Below are 18,279 nucleotides of genomic sequence, written 5' to 3'. Positions count from 1 at the left end.
AAAAACTTGATTGTTGGAGGATTTTTTAGATGAACGAATTTGAAGATTTGCTAAATAGCGTTAGCCAAGTTGAGCCAGGTGATGTTGTTAGTGCTGAAGTATTGACAGTTGATGCTACTCAAGCTAATGTTGCAATCTCTGGAACTGGTGTTGAAGGTGTCTTGACTCTTCGCGAATTGACAAACGATCGCGATGCGGATATCAATGACTTTGTAAAAGTAGGTGAAGTATTGGATGTTCTTGTACTTCGTCAAGTAGTTGGTAAAGATACTGATACAGTAACATACCTTGTATCTAAAAAACGCCTTGAAGCTCGCAAAGCATGGGACAAACTTGTAGGACGCGAAGAAGAAGTTGTTACAGTTAAAGGAACTCGCGCTGTTAAGGGTGGACTTTCAGTAGAATTTGAAGGTGTACGTGGATTTATCCCAGCTTCAATGTTGGATACTCGTTTTGTACGTAACACTGAGCGTTTTGTAGGTCAAGAGTTTGATGCTAAAATCAAAGAAGTTGATCCTAAAGAAAACCGCTTCATCCTTTCACGTCGTGAAGTTGTAGAAGCAGCAACTGCAGCAGCTCGTGCTGAAGTATTTGGTAAATTGGCTGTTGGTGATGTTGTAACTGGTAAAGTTGCACGTATTACAAGCTTCGGTGCTTTCATCGACCTTGGTGGTGTTGACGGATTGGTTCACTTGACTGAATTGTCACACGAACGTAACGTTTCACCAAAATCAGTTGTAACTGTTGGTGAAGAAGTTGAAGTGAAAATCCTTGATCTTAACGAAGAAGAAGGACGTGTATCACTTTCACTTAAAGCTACAACACCTGGACCATGGGATGGCGTTGAGCAAAAATTGGCTAAAGGTGATGTTGTAGAAGGTACAGTTAAACGTTTGACTGACTTCGGTGCATTTGTTGAAGTATTGCCAGGTATCGATGGACTTGTTCACGTATCACAAATTTCACACAAACGTATTGAAAATCCAAAAGAAGCTCTTAAAGTTGGTCAAGAAGTTACTGTTAAAGTTCTTGAAGTTAATGCTGATGCAGAACGCGTATCACTTTCTATCAAAGCTCTTGAAGAACGTCCAGCTCAAGAAGAAGGACAAAAAGAAGAAAAACGCGCTCCACGTCCACGTCGTCCAAAACGTCAAGAAAAACGTGATTTTGAACTTCCTGAAACTCAAACAGGATTCTCAATGGCTGACTTGTTCGGAGACATCGAACTTTAATCCATTCGAATTTGAATAAAATCCTTTGTTTTTAAAACAAGGGATTTTTCTTTTTTCTACTAGCATTTTTTGATATAATGGTTTTATGTTATATTCAGAAAAAGAATCACTTTATCAAATAATAAATGAACAGCTCTCTTATCTTTTAGAAGGAGAGCCAAATGTGTTGGCTAATCTTTCTAATGCTAGTGCTTTGCTAAAAACAAGCTTTCCCAATACTGTTTTTGCAGGTTTCTATCTATTTGATGGGAATGAACTGATCTTGGGACCCTTTCAAGGTGGAGTTTCATGTGTACGAATCGCTCTTGGAAAAGGTGTTTGTGGCGAATCGGCAGCTAGTCGTCAAACAGTGATTGTTGGTGATGTAAAAACCTATCCAAACTATATTTCTTGCGATAGTAGTGCTCGTAGTGAAATTGTTGTGCCAATGGTTAAAGAGGAACGTCTTTTGGGCGTTCTAGATTTAGATTCATCTCTTGTTGATGATTATGATGACTTGGATCAGAAATATCTAGAAGAGTATGTTGCTATTTTGTTAGAAAAAACCGAATGGAATTTTTCAATGTTTGAGGAGAAAGCGTAATGTATCAGGCCCTTTATCGAAAATATAGAAGTCAAACATTTTCACAGTTAGTAGGCCAAGAAATTGTTGCAAAAACTCTGAAACAAGCTGTAGAGCAGGAAAAGATCAGTCATGCCTATCTATTTTCAGGACCTCGTGGAACTGGAAAAACCAGTGTAGCCAAAATTTTTGCCAAGGCTATGAACTGCCCTAATCAAGAGGGAGGAGAACCTTGCAATAACTGTTATATCTGTCAGGCGGTGACAGACGGTAGCTTGGAAGACGTTATCGAAATGGACGCGGCCTCTAACAATGGGGTGGATGAAATTCGTGATATCCGTGATAAATCAACCTATGCTCCAAGTATAGCTCAGTATAAGGTCTATATCATTGATGAGGTTCATATGCTTTCAACTGGAGCCTTCAATGCCCTTTTAAAAACTCTTGAAGAACCAACTCCTAATGTTGTTTTTATCCTAGCAACGACAGAGCTTCATAAGATTCCTGCAACCATTTTGTCTCGTGTTCAACGCTTCGAGTTCAAATCTATTAGAACTCAGGATATTCGAGATCATATCTTCCATATTTTAGAGAAGGAAGGGATTGCTTATGAAACTGAAGCTGTTGAGATTATCGCTCGTAGAGCCGAAGGTGGTATGCGGGATGCTTTGTCCATTTTAGACCAAGCATTGAGCTTGACTCAAGATGCTAGATTAACAACAGCTGTTTCTGAGGAAATTACGGGGACTATTAGTCTAAGTGCTTTGGATAATTATGTAGCTGCCTTGGCACAAAAAGATGTGACTCGTGCTTTGGAAAATCTTAATTTGATTTTTGATAACGGAAAAAGCATGACACGATTTGTAACGGATTTGTTGCAGTATCTAAGGGATATTTTGATTGTCCAAACTGGTGGGGAGAATACTCACCATAGTGATCTCTTTAAGGATAACCTAGATCTTTCACAGGCTGTTTTGTTTGAAATGATTGGAATTGCGACAAGTAGTTTAGCTGATATCAAGGCTAGCTTACAGCCTAAGATTTATGCTGAAATGATGACCATTCGTTTGGCAGAGATAGATTCAAAACCAACATTATCAGATGATACAAGTGGAGAATTAGCCTCACTTAGAGAAGAAGTTGCGCGATTGAAACAGGCTCTGGCAAATGTTAACATGAGTCCTAAGCAGACTACACCAACACCGAGTCGTCCAGTTAACAGCAAGTCAGTTTATCGCGTAGATCGTAATAAGGTTCAGTCTATTCTTCAAGAAGCTGTTGAAAATCCTGATTTAGCCCGTCAAAATCTAATACGTCTTCAAAATGCTTGGGGAGAAGTTATTGAAAGCTTGTCAGGTCCAGATAAGGCGCTTTTAGTTGGTTCTCAACCTGTTGCGGCTAATGAGCATCATGCCATTCTTGCATTTGAATCTAACTTCAATGCTGGCCAGACCATGAAACGTGATAATCTCAACACCATGTTTGGCAATATACTCAGTCAAGCAGCGGGATTTTCACCAGAAATTCTTGCTATTTCCATGGAAGAGTGGAAAGAAGTCAGAGCAGACTTCTCAGCTAAAGCTAAATCGTCTCAAGGTCAACCCGTTAAGGAAGAAGTTGAGGAATCTGTCCTCCCTCAAGGATTTGAGTTTCTAGCGGATAAAGTGACCATAGCAGAAGATTAAAAGGATTTTGTAACATAATACGATGAACAGACAACAATTTATAATAATGGCCTTATTTACTGCTGCTGAGACTTATTTTTTTAATGAATCCATCATGGAGCAACGGTATATCGTGGCCTTGCTTTGGGCTATTTTAATCCTAAGAAATTTTAGAGTCAGCTATATTATGGGTAAAATTGTCAACGCTATAGATGATCATTTTCGTGGGAAGAAGTAACCCTCAGCTTCTAGACAAAATTAAAGCCTTTTAGGCTTTTTTTTGTTATACTATTAAAGTATATTTATTGATATTTTATCGTTTTTTACTAGAAAACTAAGAACAATTTTCTAGCGAAAATGGTAAAACGGATTGAAAAGAAAGGAATTATCATGTCAGTATTAGAGATCAAAGATCTTCACGTTGAAATCGAAGGAAAAGAAATTTTAAAAGGGGTTAACCTGACTCTTAAAACAGGAGAAATTGCAGCTATCATGGGCCCAAATGGTACCGGTAAGTCTACTCTCTCAGCTGCTATTATGGGAAACCCAAACTATGAAGTCACTAAAGGTGAAGTCTTGTTTGACGGTGTAAATATCCTTGAATTGGAAGTTGATGAGCGTGCACGTATGGGACTTTTCCTAGCTATGCAATACCCATCAGAAATTCCAGGAATTACCAATGCAGAATTCCTTCGTGCAGCTATGAATGCTGGTAAAGAAGATGATGAGAAGATTTCAGTGCGTGAGTTTATCACTAAGCTAGACGAAAAAATGGAATTGCTCAACATGAAAGAAGAAATGGCAGAGCGTTATCTCAACGAAGGCTTCTCTGGTGGTGAGAAAAAACGCAATGAAATTCTTCAACTCTTGATGTTGGAACCGACTTTCGCACTTCTTGATGAGATTGACTCAGGTCTTGATATTGACGCTCTTAAAGTAGTATCTAAAGGTGTCAATGCTATGCGTGGCGAAGGCTTTGGTGCTATGATTATCACTCACTACCAACGTCTTTTGAACTACATCACACCTGATGTGGTACACGTTATGATGGAAGGTCGTGTTGTTCTTTCTGGTGGTCCAGAATTGGCGGCACGTTTGGAACGCGAAGGATACGCAAAATTAGCTGAAGAACTTGGCTATGACTACAAGGAAGAATTGTAATTCCCTCGTATCTTTTAGGAGAAGTAAATGACTAAAGAAACTATTAAACTTTTTTCAGAAATGCACGCTGAACCAAGCTGGTTGTCAGACCTCCGTCAAAAAGCTTTTGATAAGATTGAGAGTTTGGAATTGCCAGTCATTGAGCGTGTCAAATTTCACCGTTGGAATCTGGGTGATGGAACGATTACAGAAAGTGAACCATCAGCAAATGTCCCTGACTTCACAGCTTTAGATAATCATTTGAAGTTGGTGCAGGTAGGAACTCAGACTGTTTTTGAACAAACTCCAGTTGAATTAGCTGAACAAGGGGTTGTGTTTACAGACTTCCACTCAGCTCTTGAAGAAATTCCGGAACTCGTAGAAGAATTCTTCATGTCATCTGTTAAATACGACGATGACAAGTTGGCAGCTTATCACACTGCTTACTTTAACAGTGGTGCTGTTCTCTACATCCCTGATAACGTAGAAATCACAGAACCAATCGAAGGTATTTTCTACCAAGACAGCGATAGCGATGTGCCATTTAACAAACATATCCTTATCATCGCTGGTAAGAATAGTAAGATCAGCTACCTTGAACGTCTGGAGTCACGTGGAGAAGGTAGTGCTAAGGCCACTGCCAACATCACAGTAGAAGTCATTGCACGTTCAGGCGCACAAGTGAAGTTTGCAGCGATTGACCGCCTAGGCGAAAACGTTACTGCCTACATTAGCCGCCGTGGGAAATTGGGCAACGATGCAAGTATTGACTGGGCTATCGGTGTCATGAACGAAGGAAATGTCGTTGCTGACTTTGATAGTGACTTGATTGGTAATGGTAGCCATGCAGATCTCAAGGTCGTAGCACTTTCAAGTGGCCGTCAGGTTCAAGGGATTGATACTCGAGTGACTAACTATGGTTGCAACTCTATTGGTAATATCCTTCAACATGGGGTTATTCTTGAAAAAGCAACCTTGACATTTAACGGTATCGGACACATCATTAAGGGTGCCAAGGGAGCAGATGCGCAACAAGAAAGTCGTGTTCTTATGCTTTCAGACCAAGCGCGTTCAGATGCCAACCCAATTCTTTTGATTGATGAAAATGATGTTACTGCGGGTCACGCGGCTTCTATCGGTCAAGTGGATCCAGAAGATATGTACTACCTCATGAGCCGTGGCTTGGACAAGGCAACTGCAGAGCGCTTAGTTGTTCGTGGTTTCCTTGGATCTGTTATCGTTGAGATTCCAGTCAAAGAAGTTCGCGATGAAATGATTGCAACGATCGAAGAAAAATTGTCAAAACGCTAAGGGGAAGCCTATGTTAGATGTAGAAGCGATTCGCAAGGATTTTCCAATTTTAGACCAGATCGTCAATGACGAGCCTTTGGTCTATCTGGACAATGCTGCGACGACACAAAAACCACTAGCAGTTCTGGAAACTATTAACCGTTACTATGAGCAGGATAATGCCAATGTTCACCGAGGGGTTCACACTTTGGCAGAGCGAGCAACAGCATCCTATGAAGCTGCTCGAGAAACTATTCGTAAGTTCATCAACGCAGGTTCGACAAAGGAAGTCCTCTTTACTAGAGGAACGACAACCAGTCTCAACTGGGTGGCACGTTTCGCTGAGGAATTCTTGACTGAGGGGGATCAAGTTTTGATTTCAGTCATGGAACACCATTCCAACATCATTCCTTGGCAGGAAGCTTGTCGCAAGACCGGAGCTGAGCTTGTTTATGTCTATCTCAAGGACGGAGCTCTGGATATGGATGACCTTCGGGCTAAATTGACGGACAAGGTTAAGTTTGTCTCGTTAGCTCATGCTTCCAATGTTCTTGGAGTAGTAAACCCTATCAAAGAAATCACTCAAATGGCTCATGAAGTTGGAGCTATTATGGTGGTGGATGGTGCTCAGTCTACACCGCATATGAAGATTGATGTCCAGGACTTGGATGTAGATTTCTTTGCTTTCTCAGGTCACAAGATGGCTGGTCCGACAGGCATCGGTGTTCTTTATGGCAAAGAAAAGTATCTGGAACAAATGTCACCGGTGGAGTTTGGTGGCGAGATGATTGATTTCGTTTATGAACAATCTGCAAGCTGGAAGGAATTGCCTTGGAAATTCGAGGCTGGAACTCCTAACATGGCAGGTGCAATTGGACTTGCTGCTGCAGTAGATTATCTTGAAAATCTTGGTATGGCAGTCATTGAAGCTCATGAACAGGAATTGATTGCATATGTCTTTCCAAAATTGCAGGCAATTGAGGGATTGACCATATACGGTTCGCAAGATTTGGCTCAACGTTCAGGTGTTATTGCTTTTAACCTAGGTGATCTTCACCCTCACGACCTCGCTACTGCTCTGGATTATGAAGGAGTAGCAGTTCGGGCCGGACACCATTGCGCTCAACCTTTGCTCCAGTATTTGGATGTTCCAGCAACAGCTCGTGCAAGTTTTTATATCTACAATACCAAGGCAGATTGTGATAAGTTAGTAGATGCCTTACTAAAGACAAAGGAGTTTTTCAATGGCACTTTCTAAACTAGATAGCCTTTATATGGCAGTGGTAGCGGACCATTCGAAAAATCCCCATCACCAAGGGAAGCTAGAAGATGCTGAACAAATCAGTCTTAACAATCCAACCTGTGGTGATGTGATTAATCTTTCTGTTAAGTTTGATGCAGATGATCGTTTGGAAGATATCGCTTTTCTAAACTCTGGTTGTACCATTTCAACTGCCTCTGCTAGTATGATGACAGATGCAGTCTTAGGAAAGACCAAGCAAGAAATCCTAGAGCTTGCAACTATCTTTTCTGAAATGGTTCAAGGTCAAAAGGATGAGCGTCAAGATCAACTTGGAGATGCAGCTTTTTTGTCAGGTGTTGCAAAATTTCCTCAACGAATCAAATGCGCAACCCTAGCTTGGAACGCCCTTAAGAAAACAATTGAAAATCAAGATAATAAATAAGACAAGCTTTCTTTGTCTTATAAATCATAGAAATAAAGAATGAAAGAAAGGATATTATGGCTGAAGAAAGAGTAGAACCAAAACCAATTGACCTTGGTGAATATAAATTTGGTTTCCATGATGATGTAGAGCCTGTCCTATCGACAGGAAAAGGATTGAATGAAGAGGTCATTCGTGAACTATCAGCTGCTAAGGGTGAGCCTGAGTGGATGTTAGAATTCCGTTTGAAGTCTTATGAAACCTTCAAAAAAATGCCCATGCAAACATGGGGAGCAGACTTGTCAGAGATTGATTTTGATGACTTGATTTACTACCAAAAACCATCTGATAAACCAGCCCGTTCTTGGGATGAAGTTCCTGAAAAAATCAAAGAAACCTTTGAACGTATTGGGATTCCTGAAGCTGAGCGTGCTTATCTTGCTGGAGCTTCTGCCCAGTATGAGTCAGAAGTGGTTTACCATAACATGAAGGAAGAATTTGAGAAGTTAGGAATTATCTTTACAGATACAGATTCTGCCCTCAAAGAGTACCCAGACTTGTTTAAACAATACTTTGCTAAGTTAGTACCGCCGACAGATAACAAGTTGGCTGCCCTTAACTCAGCAGTATGGTCAGGTGGAACCTTTATTTACGTACCAAAAGGTGTGAAAGTGGATATTCCTCTTCAAACTTACTTCCGTATCAACAATGAAAATACTGGTCAGTTTGAACGTACCTTGATTATTGTTGATGAGGGGGCAAGCGTCCACTACGTAGAAGGATGTACAGCTCCAACTTATTCAAGTAACAGTTTGCATGCTGCCATTGTAGAAATCTTTGCCTTGGACGGAGCTTACATGCGTTATACAACCATCCAAAACTGGTCTGATAACGTCTATAACTTGGTAACCAAACGTGCCAAGGCTTTGAAAGATGCGACGGTTGAGTGGATTGATGGAAACTTGGGTGCCAAAACAACCATGAAATATCCATCTGTTTACCTTGATGGAGAAGGAGCACGTGGAACCATGCTTTCGATTGCCTTTGCCAATGCAGGGCAACACCAGGATACTGGTGCCAAGATGATCCACAATGCACCACATACAAGCTCGTCTATCGTGTCTAAATCTATCGCTAAAGGCGGAGGAAAGGTTGACTATCGTGGACAAGTGACCTTCAACAAGAACTCTAAAAAATCTGTTTCTCACATCGAGTGTGATACCATTATCATGGATGACTTGTCAGCATCAGATACCATTCCGTTTAATGAAATCCACAACTCACAAGTAGCTTTGGAACACGAAGCCAAAGTATCTAAGATTTCAGAAGAACAACTCTATTACCTTATGAGTCGTGGCTTGTCAGAATCTGAGGCAACAGAGATGATTGTCATGGGATTTGTAGAGCCCTTCACAAAAGAACTTCCAATGGAATATGCAGTTGAGCTGAACCGCTTGATTAGCTATGAGATGGAAGGGTCAGTCGGATAAACTTTATGAACAGAAACTGAGGCTGGGACAAAAGTCCTAGCCTCTCAATTGTCTTTGGATTGTCGAGCAAGATGCAGTGGTTGAGTGGACTCTACTACGCTGATTTCATCAGCTTTTACAGCCCTACTCAACTGTGCGGAGGTGGGACGACGAAATCGTATTCTAACGAATTACCGATTTCTGTCCCACTCTCAGTTTTTTTGATGAAAGATGCTAATAAATATTCACAAAAAGTCTTTTGTATGGTAAAATAATACAATCACATAAAGTGGGAGATGAATGATGAATATTTTTAGAACCAAAGACGTTAGTCTAGGTAAGACAGAAATGCATCGCCATTTAAAACTATGGGACTTAATTCTCTTGGGAATTGGTGCTATGGTGGGAACAGGTATTTTTACCATTACAGGGACTGCTGCAGCAACATTAGCAGGACCTGCCCTTGTGGTATCGATTGTAATTTCTGCTATCTGCGTGTCCTTATCTGCACTCTTTTTTGCAGAATTTGCTTCTCGTGTTCCTGCAACGGGTGGAGCATATAGTTATTTATATGCAATTTTGGGTGAATTTCCAGCCTGGATTGCAGGTTGGCTGACTATCATGGAATTTATGACAGCTGTTTCTGGCGTCGCTTCAGGTTGGGCGGCCTATTTTAAGGGTTTGCTTAGCCATTATGGAATTTCCTTGCCACAAGCTTTAAATGGAACTTTTAATCCTGAACATGGTACTTATATTGATTTTTTACCAATTTTAGTAATTCTACTTGTTACAGGCGTTGTACTTTTAAATTCGAAAGCAGCTCTTCGTTTTAATTCTATTCTTGTTGTTTTAAAATTTTCTGCTCTTGCCTTGTTTATCCTTGTTGGAATTTGGTACATTAAACCTGAAAATTGGTCAGACTTTGCACCATTTGGGTTTGGTCAGATTTATGGTGGAAGCACTGGAATTATGGCAGGTGCTTCACTGATGTTCTTTGGATTCTTAGGATTTGAGTCCATTTCTATGGCAGTTGATGAAATTCAAAGTCCACAAAAGAATATTCCACGTGGGATTGTTTTATCCTTAACCATTGTAACCATTCTGTATGCCTTGGTTACCTTGATATTGACAGGTATCGTTCATTATAGCAAGCTTAATGTTGATGATGCAGTGGCTTTTGCTCTTAGAAGTATTGGTATTGGTTGGGCCGCTAATTATGTTTCACTCGTTGCTATTTTTACTTTGATTACGGTATGTATTTCCATGACTTACGCCTTGTCTCGAATGATTTATAGTTTGGCACGTGATGGGCTCATGCCTCAGAGTTTCAAACAAGTGACTAAGACCAGTCGTGTCCCTAAGAATGCGACCATTTTAACAGGTGTTGTTTCAGCTATTGCAGCGGGAATTTTCCCACTGGCAAGTATCGCAGCCTTTCTCAATATCTGCACCTTAGCCTATCTTATTCTCCTAGCCTATGGGATCATCAAATTGAGAAAAGATAAGGGTATGCCCAAAGAGGGAGAATTTAAAACTCCCCTGGTACCTTTTTTACCAATCTTGTCTATTCTGATTTGCCTTTCATTTATGCTTCAATACACCCTTGAAACATGGATGGCATTTGGAATTGCCTTGTTAATTGGAATTCTTATCTACTTTACTTATGGCTATAAACATTCAACTCTAGATGAAAATGAATAAAGAAAAAATCGCGACATTCGCGATTTTTTGATTTTTTATAACTTCTCGTTAACAAAACGAACGAAGCGATTCCACCAAATTTTTAAGAAGAAGGCTTTTTCGACATTTTTTTCTGCGACCATCTCAAAACTAGGTTTGTCAGTTGTAATGTATCCTTGACCAACTAGATCCTTGTCTTCATAAGTCAAATGTCCAACGACAGTTCCTGCCTCTAGTGGAGCAGTGTGTTCAGTCGTGTCCGCTGTGTAGGTAATAGTTGATTGTGTACGACTACCAAGACGTTGTACGATTTTGATATCTTCTTTGGCGACAGCTGTAACTGTATCTTCCTTCCCATCTAATACAGGCGATTTACTATCTTCATAACTCTCTCCTTGTTTGACAATTGTCTGAAGAGCAAAGTTTGATGAGATGTAATCTAAAATAGAAGAAGTAGCTGTAAAGCGTGCATATGGATTAGTATCTTGGTTGTCAGCGTTTAAGACAACTGTGATGATACGCATTCCTTTTTCTACAGTCGTACCTACAAAGGATGCTCCAGCTTTATCAGTCGTACCAGTTTTAAGTCCATCAATACCACCACGATAAGCAGGCATTCCCTCCAACATATAGTTGGTAGAATGAATGGTCATCCCTGCAAAAGTAGAAGAAGGTTTCTTTGTGATTTCTAAGACTTGAGGATACTTGAGGATGAGATTGCGAGCAACGACAGCAACATCATAAGCGCTCAATTTGTTTTCATCATCTTTTTTAGAACCTGGATAGATATTATTTCCAAGAGTTTCATTGTTGAGCCCTGTTGTGTTGACGAGTGTAGCATCTTGGATTCCCCATTCTTCTAGTTTGGCCTTCATCATATCTACAAAGTCCTTCTCAGAACCGGCAATTTTTTCAGCTAAAGCGATAGCAGCACTGTTAGCGCTAGATACCAAAGTCGCTTCTAGCAATTCCTCTACTGTGTAGTTACGAGCTTCCATGGGAACGTTACTCGCTTCAGAATTGGTAGTGAGCTGGTAGGGATAATCTGAGATTTCTACAGGAGTAGAAAGGGTGATTTTCCCTTGTTCCAAGGCTTCATAGACTAGATAAACAGTGAGGATTTTACTGATAGAAGCTATTTCAACAGGTTGAGTAGCATCTTTTTCATATAAAATCTTTCCACTGTTAGCCTCAACAGCAATAGCATGTTTTGCAGCTACATCAAAATCCTGGGCCGAAACAGTTGTAGCCGAACCGAATAAAAATAATGTGATTAAGGTTAAAAATAATTTCTTCATAGTAACTTTATTCTATCACAAAGACAAAAAATATTCTTGATTTTTTGATGAAGGTTATCAATCTTTTTTGAAATATGGTAAAATAGGGAAAAGAGGAGGTGTCTTATGTTTCGAAGAAACAAATTGTTCTTCTGGACAACTGAAATCCTATTAATAACCCTAATTTTTTATCTCTGGAGAGAAATGGGTGCTATTATCACACCCTTTGTAAGTGTGCTGAATACAATTATGATTCCTTTTTTATTGGGAGGATTTTTGTATTATCTAACTAACCCAATTGTTATCTTTTTAGAGAAGGAATGCAAAATCAATCGCATCATTGGGATTTTGTTAACCCTTTGTGCTTTAATTTGTGCAATCGTACTTAGTTTTGTCTATCTGCTACCGATTTTGATTAATCAGTTGAGTAGCCTAATCTACTCGAGTCAAAACATTTATGGTCGTCTTCAAGATTTAGTCATTGAGTTATCAAAACATCCAGCCCTGCAAAATCTAGATATTCAACAAACTATTCAGCAACTGAATCTCTCATATGTTGATATTTTGCAAAATATCTTGAACAGTGTGACAAATAGTGTTGGAAGTGTTCTATCTGCACTCGTAAGCACTGTTTTGATTATCATCATGACACCAGTCTTCTTGATTTACTTCTTACTTGATGGGCATAAATTTTTACCCATGCTAGAAAGAACTGTATTAAAACGAGATAAATTGAACATATCTGGTTTATTGACAAACCTAAATACAACTATTTCTCGTTACATTAGTGGAGTGTCTATAGATGCAGTTATTATTGGATGTTTAGCTTTTATCGGTTATAGTGTAATTGGTCTAAGATATGCCTTGGTTTTCGCCATTTTTTCTGGATTGGCTAATTTGATTCCCTATGTAGGACCAAGTATTGGCTTGATTCCAATGATTATTTCAAATCTCTTCACAGATCCTCATAAAATGATTATTGCTGTCATTTATATGTTGATTATTCAGCAAGTTGATGGAAATATTTTATATCCACGTATCGTGGGTGGGGTTATGAAGGTTCACCCGATTACTATTTTAGTATTGCTTTTATTATCAAGTAATATTTATGGTGTGATTGGGATGATTGTTGCTGTTCCAACCTATTCCATTTTAAAAGAGATTGCTAAATTCTTAGCGCGACTGTATGAAAATCATAAGGAAGCACAAGAAGTTGAAAAGCATCTATCAGAATAAAGATGTCGGGATAAAAGCTCCCGACCTTTTTTTGATCATTGTATCTTTGGCGATGTAGTTGATCAAACTTTTTATTGGCTTTCAACTCTCAAATCTCTTATGATGAAACTTTAATTTTTTCAATACACAACTTTTTACAAACAACTGAATGATTGAAGTCTTTCGGGGCTGGAAATAGGAAATTAAGACTTGGGTTATCGATTTATGGTCTATCGCCTTTTGCTAAAATAAGCCTATTTATAGATATTTTAAATAAATTGGTAGAGGAAGTAGAGCAAGAATAAGAATAATTCACAAAAACTTTGTAAAACACTTGCAATTTAGCTGAAATTTGATAAAATAGTAAGGAAAGTTAGACTGTATTGCCTACTGTCTATCTATAAAATATATTTTATTGGAGGCTTTTACTCAAATGGCAAAAGAAAAATACGATCGTAGTAAACCACACGTTAACATTGGTACTATCGGACACGTTGACCACGGTAAAACTACCCTAACTGCAGCTATCACAACTGTTTTGGCACGTCGCTTGCCTTCAGCAGTTAACCAACCTAAAGACTATGCGTCTATCGATGCTGCTCCAGAAGAACGCGAACGCGGTATCACAATCAACACTGCGCACGTTGAGTACGAAACTGAAAAACGTCACTACGCTCACATCGACGCTCCAGGACACGCGGACTACGTTAAAAACATGATCACTGGTGCCGCTCAAATGGACGGAGCTATCCTTGTAGTAGCTTCAACTGACGGACCAATGCCACAAACTCGTGAGCACATCCTTCTTTCACGTCAGGTTGGTGTTAAACACCTTATCGTCTTCATGAACAAGATCGACTTGGTTGACGACGAAGAATTGCTTGAATTGGTTGAAATGGAAATCCGTGACCTTCTTTCAGAATACGACTTCCCAGGTGACGATCTTCCAGTTATCCAAGGTTCAGCTCTTAAAGCTCTTGAAGGTGACTCTAAATACGAAGATATCATCATGGAATTGATGGACACTGTTGATGAGTACATCCCAGAACCAGAACGTGACACTGACAAACCATTGCTTCTTCCAGTCGAAGACGTATTCTCAATCACTGGACGTGGTACAGTTGCTTCAGGACGTATCGACCGTGGTACTGTTCGTGTCAACGATGAAATCGAAATCGTTGGTATCAAAGAAGAAACTAAAAAAGCAGTTGTTACTGGTGTTGAAATGTTCCGTAAACAACTTGACGAAGGTCTTGCAGGAGATAACGTAGGTGTCCTTCTTCGTGGTGTTCAACGTGACGAAATCGAACGTGGACAAGTTATCGCTAAACCAGGTTCAATCAACCCACACACTAAATTCAAAGGTGAAGTTTACATCCTTACTAAAGAAGAAGGTGGACGTCACACTCCATTCTTCAACAACTACCGTCCACAATTCTACTTCCGTACTACTGACGTTACAGGTTCAATCGAACTTCCAGCAGGTACTGAAATGGTAATGCCAGGTGATAACGTGACAATCGACGTTGAGTTGATCCACCCAATCGCCGTAGAACAAGGTACTACATTCTCTATCCGTGAGGGTGGACGTACTGTTGGTTCAGGTATGGTTACAGAAATCGAAGCTTAATTCGATTTAGTTCCCAGAAGAACAATTATTTAAGTCAGACACTAAAAGAATCTTGCTATGCAAGGTTCTTTTTTTTGCGATCAAAAGTGAGAGAGTTCCTTTTTTACAATTTCATAAAATCATGGTAAAATGGTTAAATATTAAATTTGGAGAAAAATATGAAGTACAAGCGTATCGTATTTAAAGTGGGAACTTCATCGCTGACACATAAAGATGGAAGTTTATCTCGCAGTAAAGTAAAAGCTATCACACAACAGCTTGCAATGCTGCATGAAGCAGGTCATGAGCTGATTTTGGTGTCTTCTGGGGCTGTTGCAGCAGGTTTCGGAGCCTTAGGATTTAAAAAACGACCAACAAAGATTGCGGATAAGCAAGCTTCAGCAGCGGTTGGTCAAGGATTGCTTCTGGAAGAATATACAACCAATTTGCTCTTAAGACAGATTGTTTCAGCGCAAATCTTGCTAACTCAGGATGATTTTGTCGATAAGCGACGTTATAAAAATGCCCATCAAGCTTTGTCAGTCCTGCTTAATCGTGGTGCGATTCCTATTATCAATGAAAATGACAGTGTCGTTATTGATGAGCTCAAGGTCGGGGATAATGATACGCTCAGTGCTCAGGTAGCTGCAATGGTGCAGGCAGATCTTTTGGTCCTCTTAACAGATGTAGACGGTCTTTATACTGGTAATCCTAACTCGGATCCAAGAGCTAAACGTCTGGAGAGAATTGAGACCATCAATCGAGAAATTATAGATATGGCTGGTGGTGCTGGATCTTCAAATGGAACAGGTGGTATGTTGACGAAAATAAAAGCTGCTACCATTGCAACTGAGTCAGGAGTACCGGTTTATATCTGTTCTTCCTTGAAAGCTGATGCTATGATAGAGGCGGCAGAGAAGACCAAGGATGGTTCTTTCTTTGTTGCACAAGAAAAGGGACTTCGTACCCAGAAACAATGGCTAGCCTTTTATGCCAAAAGTCAGGGAGCAATTTGGGTTGATAAAGGGGCGGCAGAAGCCCTCTCTCAACATGGAAAGAGTCTCCTTTTATCAGGGATTGTAGATGTTGAGAGCAATTTTTCTTATGGTGATATTGTAACGGTATTTGATAAGGAAACTGGAAAATCACTTGGAAAAGGTAGAGTGCAACTAGGTGCATCGGGGCTCAAAGATGTCCTTCGTTCTCAAAAAGCTAAGGGGGTCTTGATTCACCGTGATGACTGGATTTCCATTACGCCTGAAATCCAACTACTCTTTACAGAATTTTAGAGGTAAACTATGGTAAGTACACAAGAACAATTTGAACAGGTACAGGCAGTTAAAAAAACCATCAATACTGCTAGTGAAACAGTAAAAAATCAAGCCTTACTAGCTATGGCCGATCACTTATTGACAGCTACTGAAGAGATTTTATCAGCTAATGTTCGTGATATGGAAGCGGCTAAGGGGAAAATCTCAGATGTTATGTTGGATCGTCTTTATTTGGATGCAGGGCGTATAGAAGCTATGGCAACTGGGATTCGTGAAGTAGTTGCTTTACCAGATCCAATCGGTGAAGTTTTAGAAACTAGACAGCTTGAAAACGGCCTGGTCATCACCAAGAAACGTGTAGCCATGGGGGTCATCGGCATTATCTATGAAAGTCGTCCAAATGTGACTTCTGATGCAGCTGCCCTTGCTCTCAAGAGTGGAAATGCGGTTGTTCTTCGTAGTGGTAAGGATGCCTACCAAACAGCTCATGCTATTGTTACAGCCTTGAAGAAGGGCTTGGAGACTACCACCATTCATCCAGACGTCATTCAATTAGTAGAAGATACTAGCCGTGAAAGTAGTTATGCCATGATGAAGGCTAAGGGTTATCTAGACCTTCTCATTCCTCGTGGGGGTGCTGGTTTGATCAATGCTGTCGTTGAGAATGCTATTGTGCCTGTTATCGAGACAGGTACAGGGATTGTTCATGTCTACGTTGACAAGGAAGCGGATGAAGACAAGGCACTGTCTATTATCAATAACGCTAAAACTAGTCGTCCTTCAGTCTGCAATGCCATGGAAGTGCTACTTGTTCATGAAGACAAGGCGGCAAGCTTCCTTCCTCGCTTGGAGCAAGTTCTGGTTGCCGATCGAAAAGAAGCTGGACTGGAACCGATTCAATTGCGTCTAGATGAGAAAGCTAGTCAATATATTTCTGGACAAGCAGCAGTGGCTCAAGACTTTGACACTGAGTTTTTAGACTATGTCTTAGCTGTTAAAGTAGTTTCTAGTCTTGAGGAAGCTGTAGAGCATATCGAAGCCCACAGCACCCATCATTCGGATGCCATTGTGACTGAAAATACTGAGGCTGCAACTTACTTTACAGATCAAGTGGACTCGGCAGCGGTTTATGTCAATGCTTCGACTCGTTTCACAGATGGTGGCCAATTTGGTCTTGGTTGTGAAATGGGGATTTCTACTCAGAAATTACATGCGCGTGGTCCAATGGGCTTGAAGGAATTAACCAGCTACAAATATGTGGTTACTGGTGACGGACAGATAAGGGAGTAAGAGATGAAGATTGGATTTATAGGCTTGGGGAATATGGGTTCCAGTTTGGCTAAGGCTGTCTTGCAGGCAAAAACGAGTCATCAGATTCTTCTTGCTAATCGTAGTCAAGCTAAGGTGGATGCTTTTATTGCCAATTATGGTGGTCTGGCTTCTAGCAATGACGAAATCTTTGCAGAAGCAGATGTGATTTTTCTTGGAGTAAAGCCGGCTCAATTCTCAGAACTGCTTACTCAATATCAGTCAATCTTTGAGAAACGAGAGAGTCTTCTTTTGATTTCTATGGCAGCTGGTTTAACCTTGGAAAAACTCGCTAGTCTTCTTCCAAGTCACCATAGGATTATTCGTATTATGCCTAATACCCCTGTTGCTATTGGGCAAGGAGTGATTAGTTATACCTTGTCTGTAAATTGTCATCCAGAAGACAATGAACTTTTTTGTCAACTGTTAGCCAAGGCTGGTCAGTTAGTTGAATTAAGCGATGTTTTAATAGATGCGGCAACAGGGCTTGCAGGTTGTGGTCCTGCCTTTGTCTATCTTTTCATCGAAGCCTTAGCGGATGCAGGTGTTCAGACAGGATTGCCACGAGAAATGGCTCTGAAAATGGCGGCTCAAACAGTAGTTGGTGCAGGTCAAATGGTCCTAGAAAGTCAGCAACATCCTGGAGTCTTGAAAGACCAAGTTTGCAGTCCAGGTGGTTCAACCATTGCTGGTGTAGCAAGTCTAGAAGAACATGCTTTTAGAGGAACCGTTATGGATGCTGTCAACCAAGCCTACAAAAAAACTCAAGAATTAGGTAAATAAGAGGTGAGTGTTAAAACTCACCCTCTTTTTTTATGTGACTTTCAGTCCGTCTCGCTCCGTTAGGTGCGAGACAAATAAACCACCCGCTATGCGGGTGCGCGTCGAAGGTTATACC

Annotated in this window: 16 protein-coding genes; 15 read left to right on the top strand and 1 reads right to left on the bottom strand. The window is 40.3% G+C overall.

Features of this window, described 5'->3' with window-relative positions; genetic code table 11:
• Positions 1 to 29 precede the first annotated feature (29 nt).
• From rpsA to O3658_RS08545, 10 genes are all read left to right on the top strand, one after another.
• Entirely contained in the window at positions 30 to 1,232 is a 1,203-nt protein-coding gene (gene rpsA / locus O3658_RS08590; RefSeq protein WP_001001618.1) for a 30S ribosomal protein S1, read from the top strand.
• Positions 1,233 to 1,317: 85 nt separating this feature from the next.
• Positions 1,318 to 1,815, top strand: a complete 498-nt coding sequence (locus tag O3658_RS08585; RefSeq protein ID WP_371560864.1) for a GAF domain-containing protein — start codon at positions 1,318 to 1,320, stop codon at positions 1,813 to 1,815.
• Positions 1,815 to 3,479, top strand: a complete 1,665-nt coding sequence (dnaX, locus tag O3658_RS08580; RefSeq protein WP_371560862.1) for a DNA polymerase III subunit gamma/tau — start codon at positions 1,815 to 1,817, stop codon at positions 3,477 to 3,479. The genes O3658_RS08585 and dnaX overlap by 1 nt, the downstream gene beginning before the upstream one ends.
• 22 nt (positions 3,480 to 3,501) lie before the next feature.
• Positions 3,502 to 3,696 carry a DUF3272 family protein gene (locus O3658_RS08575; RefSeq protein WP_001081607.1) on the top strand — a complete coding sequence of 65 codons (195 nt, stop codon included), beginning with the start codon at positions 3,502 to 3,504 and terminating at the stop codon, positions 3,694 to 3,696.
• 152 nt (positions 3,697 to 3,848) lie between these two features.
• The gene (gene sufC / locus O3658_RS08570; protein WP_000114489.1) at positions 3,849 to 4,619 is read left to right on the top strand and encodes a Fe-S cluster assembly ATPase SufC; all 771 of its coding nucleotides are present in this window, start codon (positions 3,849 to 3,851) and stop codon (positions 4,617 to 4,619) included.
• A gap of 27 nt (positions 4,620 to 4,646) precedes the next feature.
• Positions 4,647 to 5,909 carry a Fe-S cluster assembly protein SufD gene (gene sufD, locus O3658_RS08565; protein ID WP_371560856.1) on the top strand — a complete coding sequence of 421 codons (1,263 nt, stop codon included), beginning with the start codon at positions 4,647 to 4,649 and terminating at the stop codon, positions 5,907 to 5,909.
• A gap of 10 nt (positions 5,910 to 5,919) precedes the next feature.
• A complete protein-coding gene (locus O3658_RS08560; RefSeq protein ID WP_371560854.1) occupies positions 5,920 to 7,146 on the top strand; it encodes a cysteine desulfurase in 1,227 nt (408 codons plus the stop codon).
• Positions 7,133 to 7,573 carry a Fe-S cluster assembly sulfur transfer protein SufU gene (gene sufU, locus O3658_RS08555; RefSeq protein WP_371560852.1) on the top strand — a complete coding sequence of 147 codons (441 nt, stop codon included), beginning with the start codon at positions 7,133 to 7,135 and terminating at the stop codon, positions 7,571 to 7,573. Before O3658_RS08560 ends, sufU begins: the two co-directional genes overlap by 14 nt.
• 56 nt (positions 7,574 to 7,629) lie before the next feature.
• Positions 7,630 to 9,042 (top strand): Fe-S cluster assembly protein SufB, encoded by a 1,413-nt coding sequence (gene sufB / locus O3658_RS08550; RefSeq protein WP_084849775.1) that lies wholly within the window; start codon positions 7,630 to 7,632, stop codon positions 9,040 to 9,042.
• Positions 9,043 to 9,324: 282 nt separating this feature from the next.
• Complete coding sequence (locus O3658_RS08545) at positions 9,325 to 10,722, top strand: amino acid permease (protein ID WP_311523712.1); 1,398 nt, start codon at positions 9,325 to 9,327, stop codon at positions 10,720 to 10,722.
• Positions 10,723 to 10,757: 35 nt separating this feature from the next.
• Here O3658_RS08545 and pbp3 read toward each other — a convergent pair whose 3' ends face one another.
• The gene (gene pbp3 / locus O3658_RS08540; RefSeq protein WP_371560849.1) at positions 10,758 to 11,999 is read right to left on the bottom strand and encodes a D-alanyl-D-alanine carboxypeptidase PBP3; all 1,242 of its coding nucleotides are present in this window, start codon (positions 11,997 to 11,999) and stop codon (positions 10,758 to 10,760) included.
• A 105-nt stretch (positions 12,000 to 12,104) separates the two neighbouring features.
• Here pbp3 and O3658_RS08535 point away from each other — a divergent pair, with 105 nt between their 5' ends.
• From O3658_RS08535 to proC, 5 genes are all read left to right on the top strand, one after another.
• Entirely contained in the window at positions 12,105 to 13,214 is a 1,110-nt protein-coding gene (locus O3658_RS08535; protein WP_371560847.1) for an AI-2E family transporter, read from the top strand.
• Positions 13,215 to 13,626: 412 nt separating this feature from the next.
• The gene (tuf, locus tag O3658_RS08530; RefSeq protein WP_371560845.1) at positions 13,627 to 14,823 is read left to right on the top strand and encodes an elongation factor Tu; all 1,197 of its coding nucleotides are present in this window, start codon (positions 13,627 to 13,629) and stop codon (positions 14,821 to 14,823) included.
• Positions 14,824 to 14,981: 158 nt separating this feature from the next.
• Positions 14,982 to 16,091: a glutamate 5-kinase gene (gene proB, locus O3658_RS08525; protein WP_371560843.1), complete on the top strand. Its 1,110-nt coding sequence runs from the start codon at positions 14,982 to 14,984 to the stop codon at positions 16,089 to 16,091.
• Positions 16,092 to 16,100: 9 nt separating this feature from the next.
• Positions 16,101 to 17,363, top strand: coding sequence for a glutamate-5-semialdehyde dehydrogenase (locus O3658_RS08520; protein WP_371560841.1), 1,263 nt, complete (start codon positions 16,101 to 16,103; stop codon positions 17,361 to 17,363).
• Positions 17,364 to 17,366: 3 nt separating this feature from the next.
• Complete coding sequence (gene proC / locus O3658_RS08515; protein WP_371560839.1) at positions 17,367 to 18,164, top strand: pyrroline-5-carboxylate reductase; 798 nt, start codon at positions 17,367 to 17,369, stop codon at positions 18,162 to 18,164.
• Positions 18,165 to 18,279: the final 115 nt, after the last annotated feature.

This window comes from Streptococcus sp. 27098_8_69 (assembly GCF_041432445.1).
GTDB lineage: Bacteria > Bacillota > Bacilli > Lactobacillales > Streptococcaceae > Streptococcus.
Note: the sequence above shows the minus strand (reverse complement) of the source record. Positions and strands in the feature narration are given on the sequence as shown.

Coding starts and splice junctions, on each gene's coding strand:
- rpsA (WP_001001618.1), top strand. CDS start 30: ATGAACGAATTTGAAGATTTGCTAAATAGCGTTAGCCAAGTTGAGCCA.
- O3658_RS08585 (WP_371560864.1), top strand. CDS start 1,318: ATGTTATATTCAGAAAAAGAATCACTTTATCAAATAATAAATGAACAG.
- dnaX (WP_371560862.1), top strand. CDS start 1,815: ATGTATCAGGCCCTTTATCGAAAATATAGAAGTCAAACATTTTCACAG.
- O3658_RS08575 (WP_001081607.1), top strand. CDS start 3,502: ATGAACAGACAACAATTTATAATAATGGCCTTATTTACTGCTGCTGAG.
- sufC (WP_000114489.1), top strand. CDS start 3,849: ATGTCAGTATTAGAGATCAAAGATCTTCACGTTGAAATCGAAGGAAAA.
- sufD (WP_371560856.1), top strand. CDS start 4,647: ATGACTAAAGAAACTATTAAACTTTTTTCAGAAATGCACGCTGAACCA.
- O3658_RS08560 (WP_371560854.1), top strand. CDS start 5,920: ATGTTAGATGTAGAAGCGATTCGCAAGGATTTTCCAATTTTAGACCAG.
- sufU (WP_371560852.1), top strand. CDS start 7,133: ATGGCACTTTCTAAACTAGATAGCCTTTATATGGCAGTGGTAGCGGAC.
- sufB (WP_084849775.1), top strand. CDS start 7,630: ATGGCTGAAGAAAGAGTAGAACCAAAACCAATTGACCTTGGTGAATAT.
- O3658_RS08545 (WP_311523712.1), top strand. CDS start 9,325: ATGAATATTTTTAGAACCAAAGACGTTAGTCTAGGTAAGACAGAAATG.
- pbp3 (WP_371560849.1), bottom strand. CDS start 11,999: ATGAAGAAATTATTTTTAACCTTAATCACATTATTTTTATTCGGTTCG.
- O3658_RS08535 (WP_371560847.1), top strand. CDS start 12,105: ATGTTTCGAAGAAACAAATTGTTCTTCTGGACAACTGAAATCCTATTA.
- tuf (WP_371560845.1), top strand. CDS start 13,627: ATGGCAAAAGAAAAATACGATCGTAGTAAACCACACGTTAACATTGGT.
- proB (WP_371560843.1), top strand. CDS start 14,982: ATGAAGTACAAGCGTATCGTATTTAAAGTGGGAACTTCATCGCTGACA.
- O3658_RS08520 (WP_371560841.1), top strand. CDS start 16,101: ATGGTAAGTACACAAGAACAATTTGAACAGGTACAGGCAGTTAAAAAA.
- proC (WP_371560839.1), top strand. CDS start 17,367: ATGAAGATTGGATTTATAGGCTTGGGGAATATGGGTTCCAGTTTGGCT.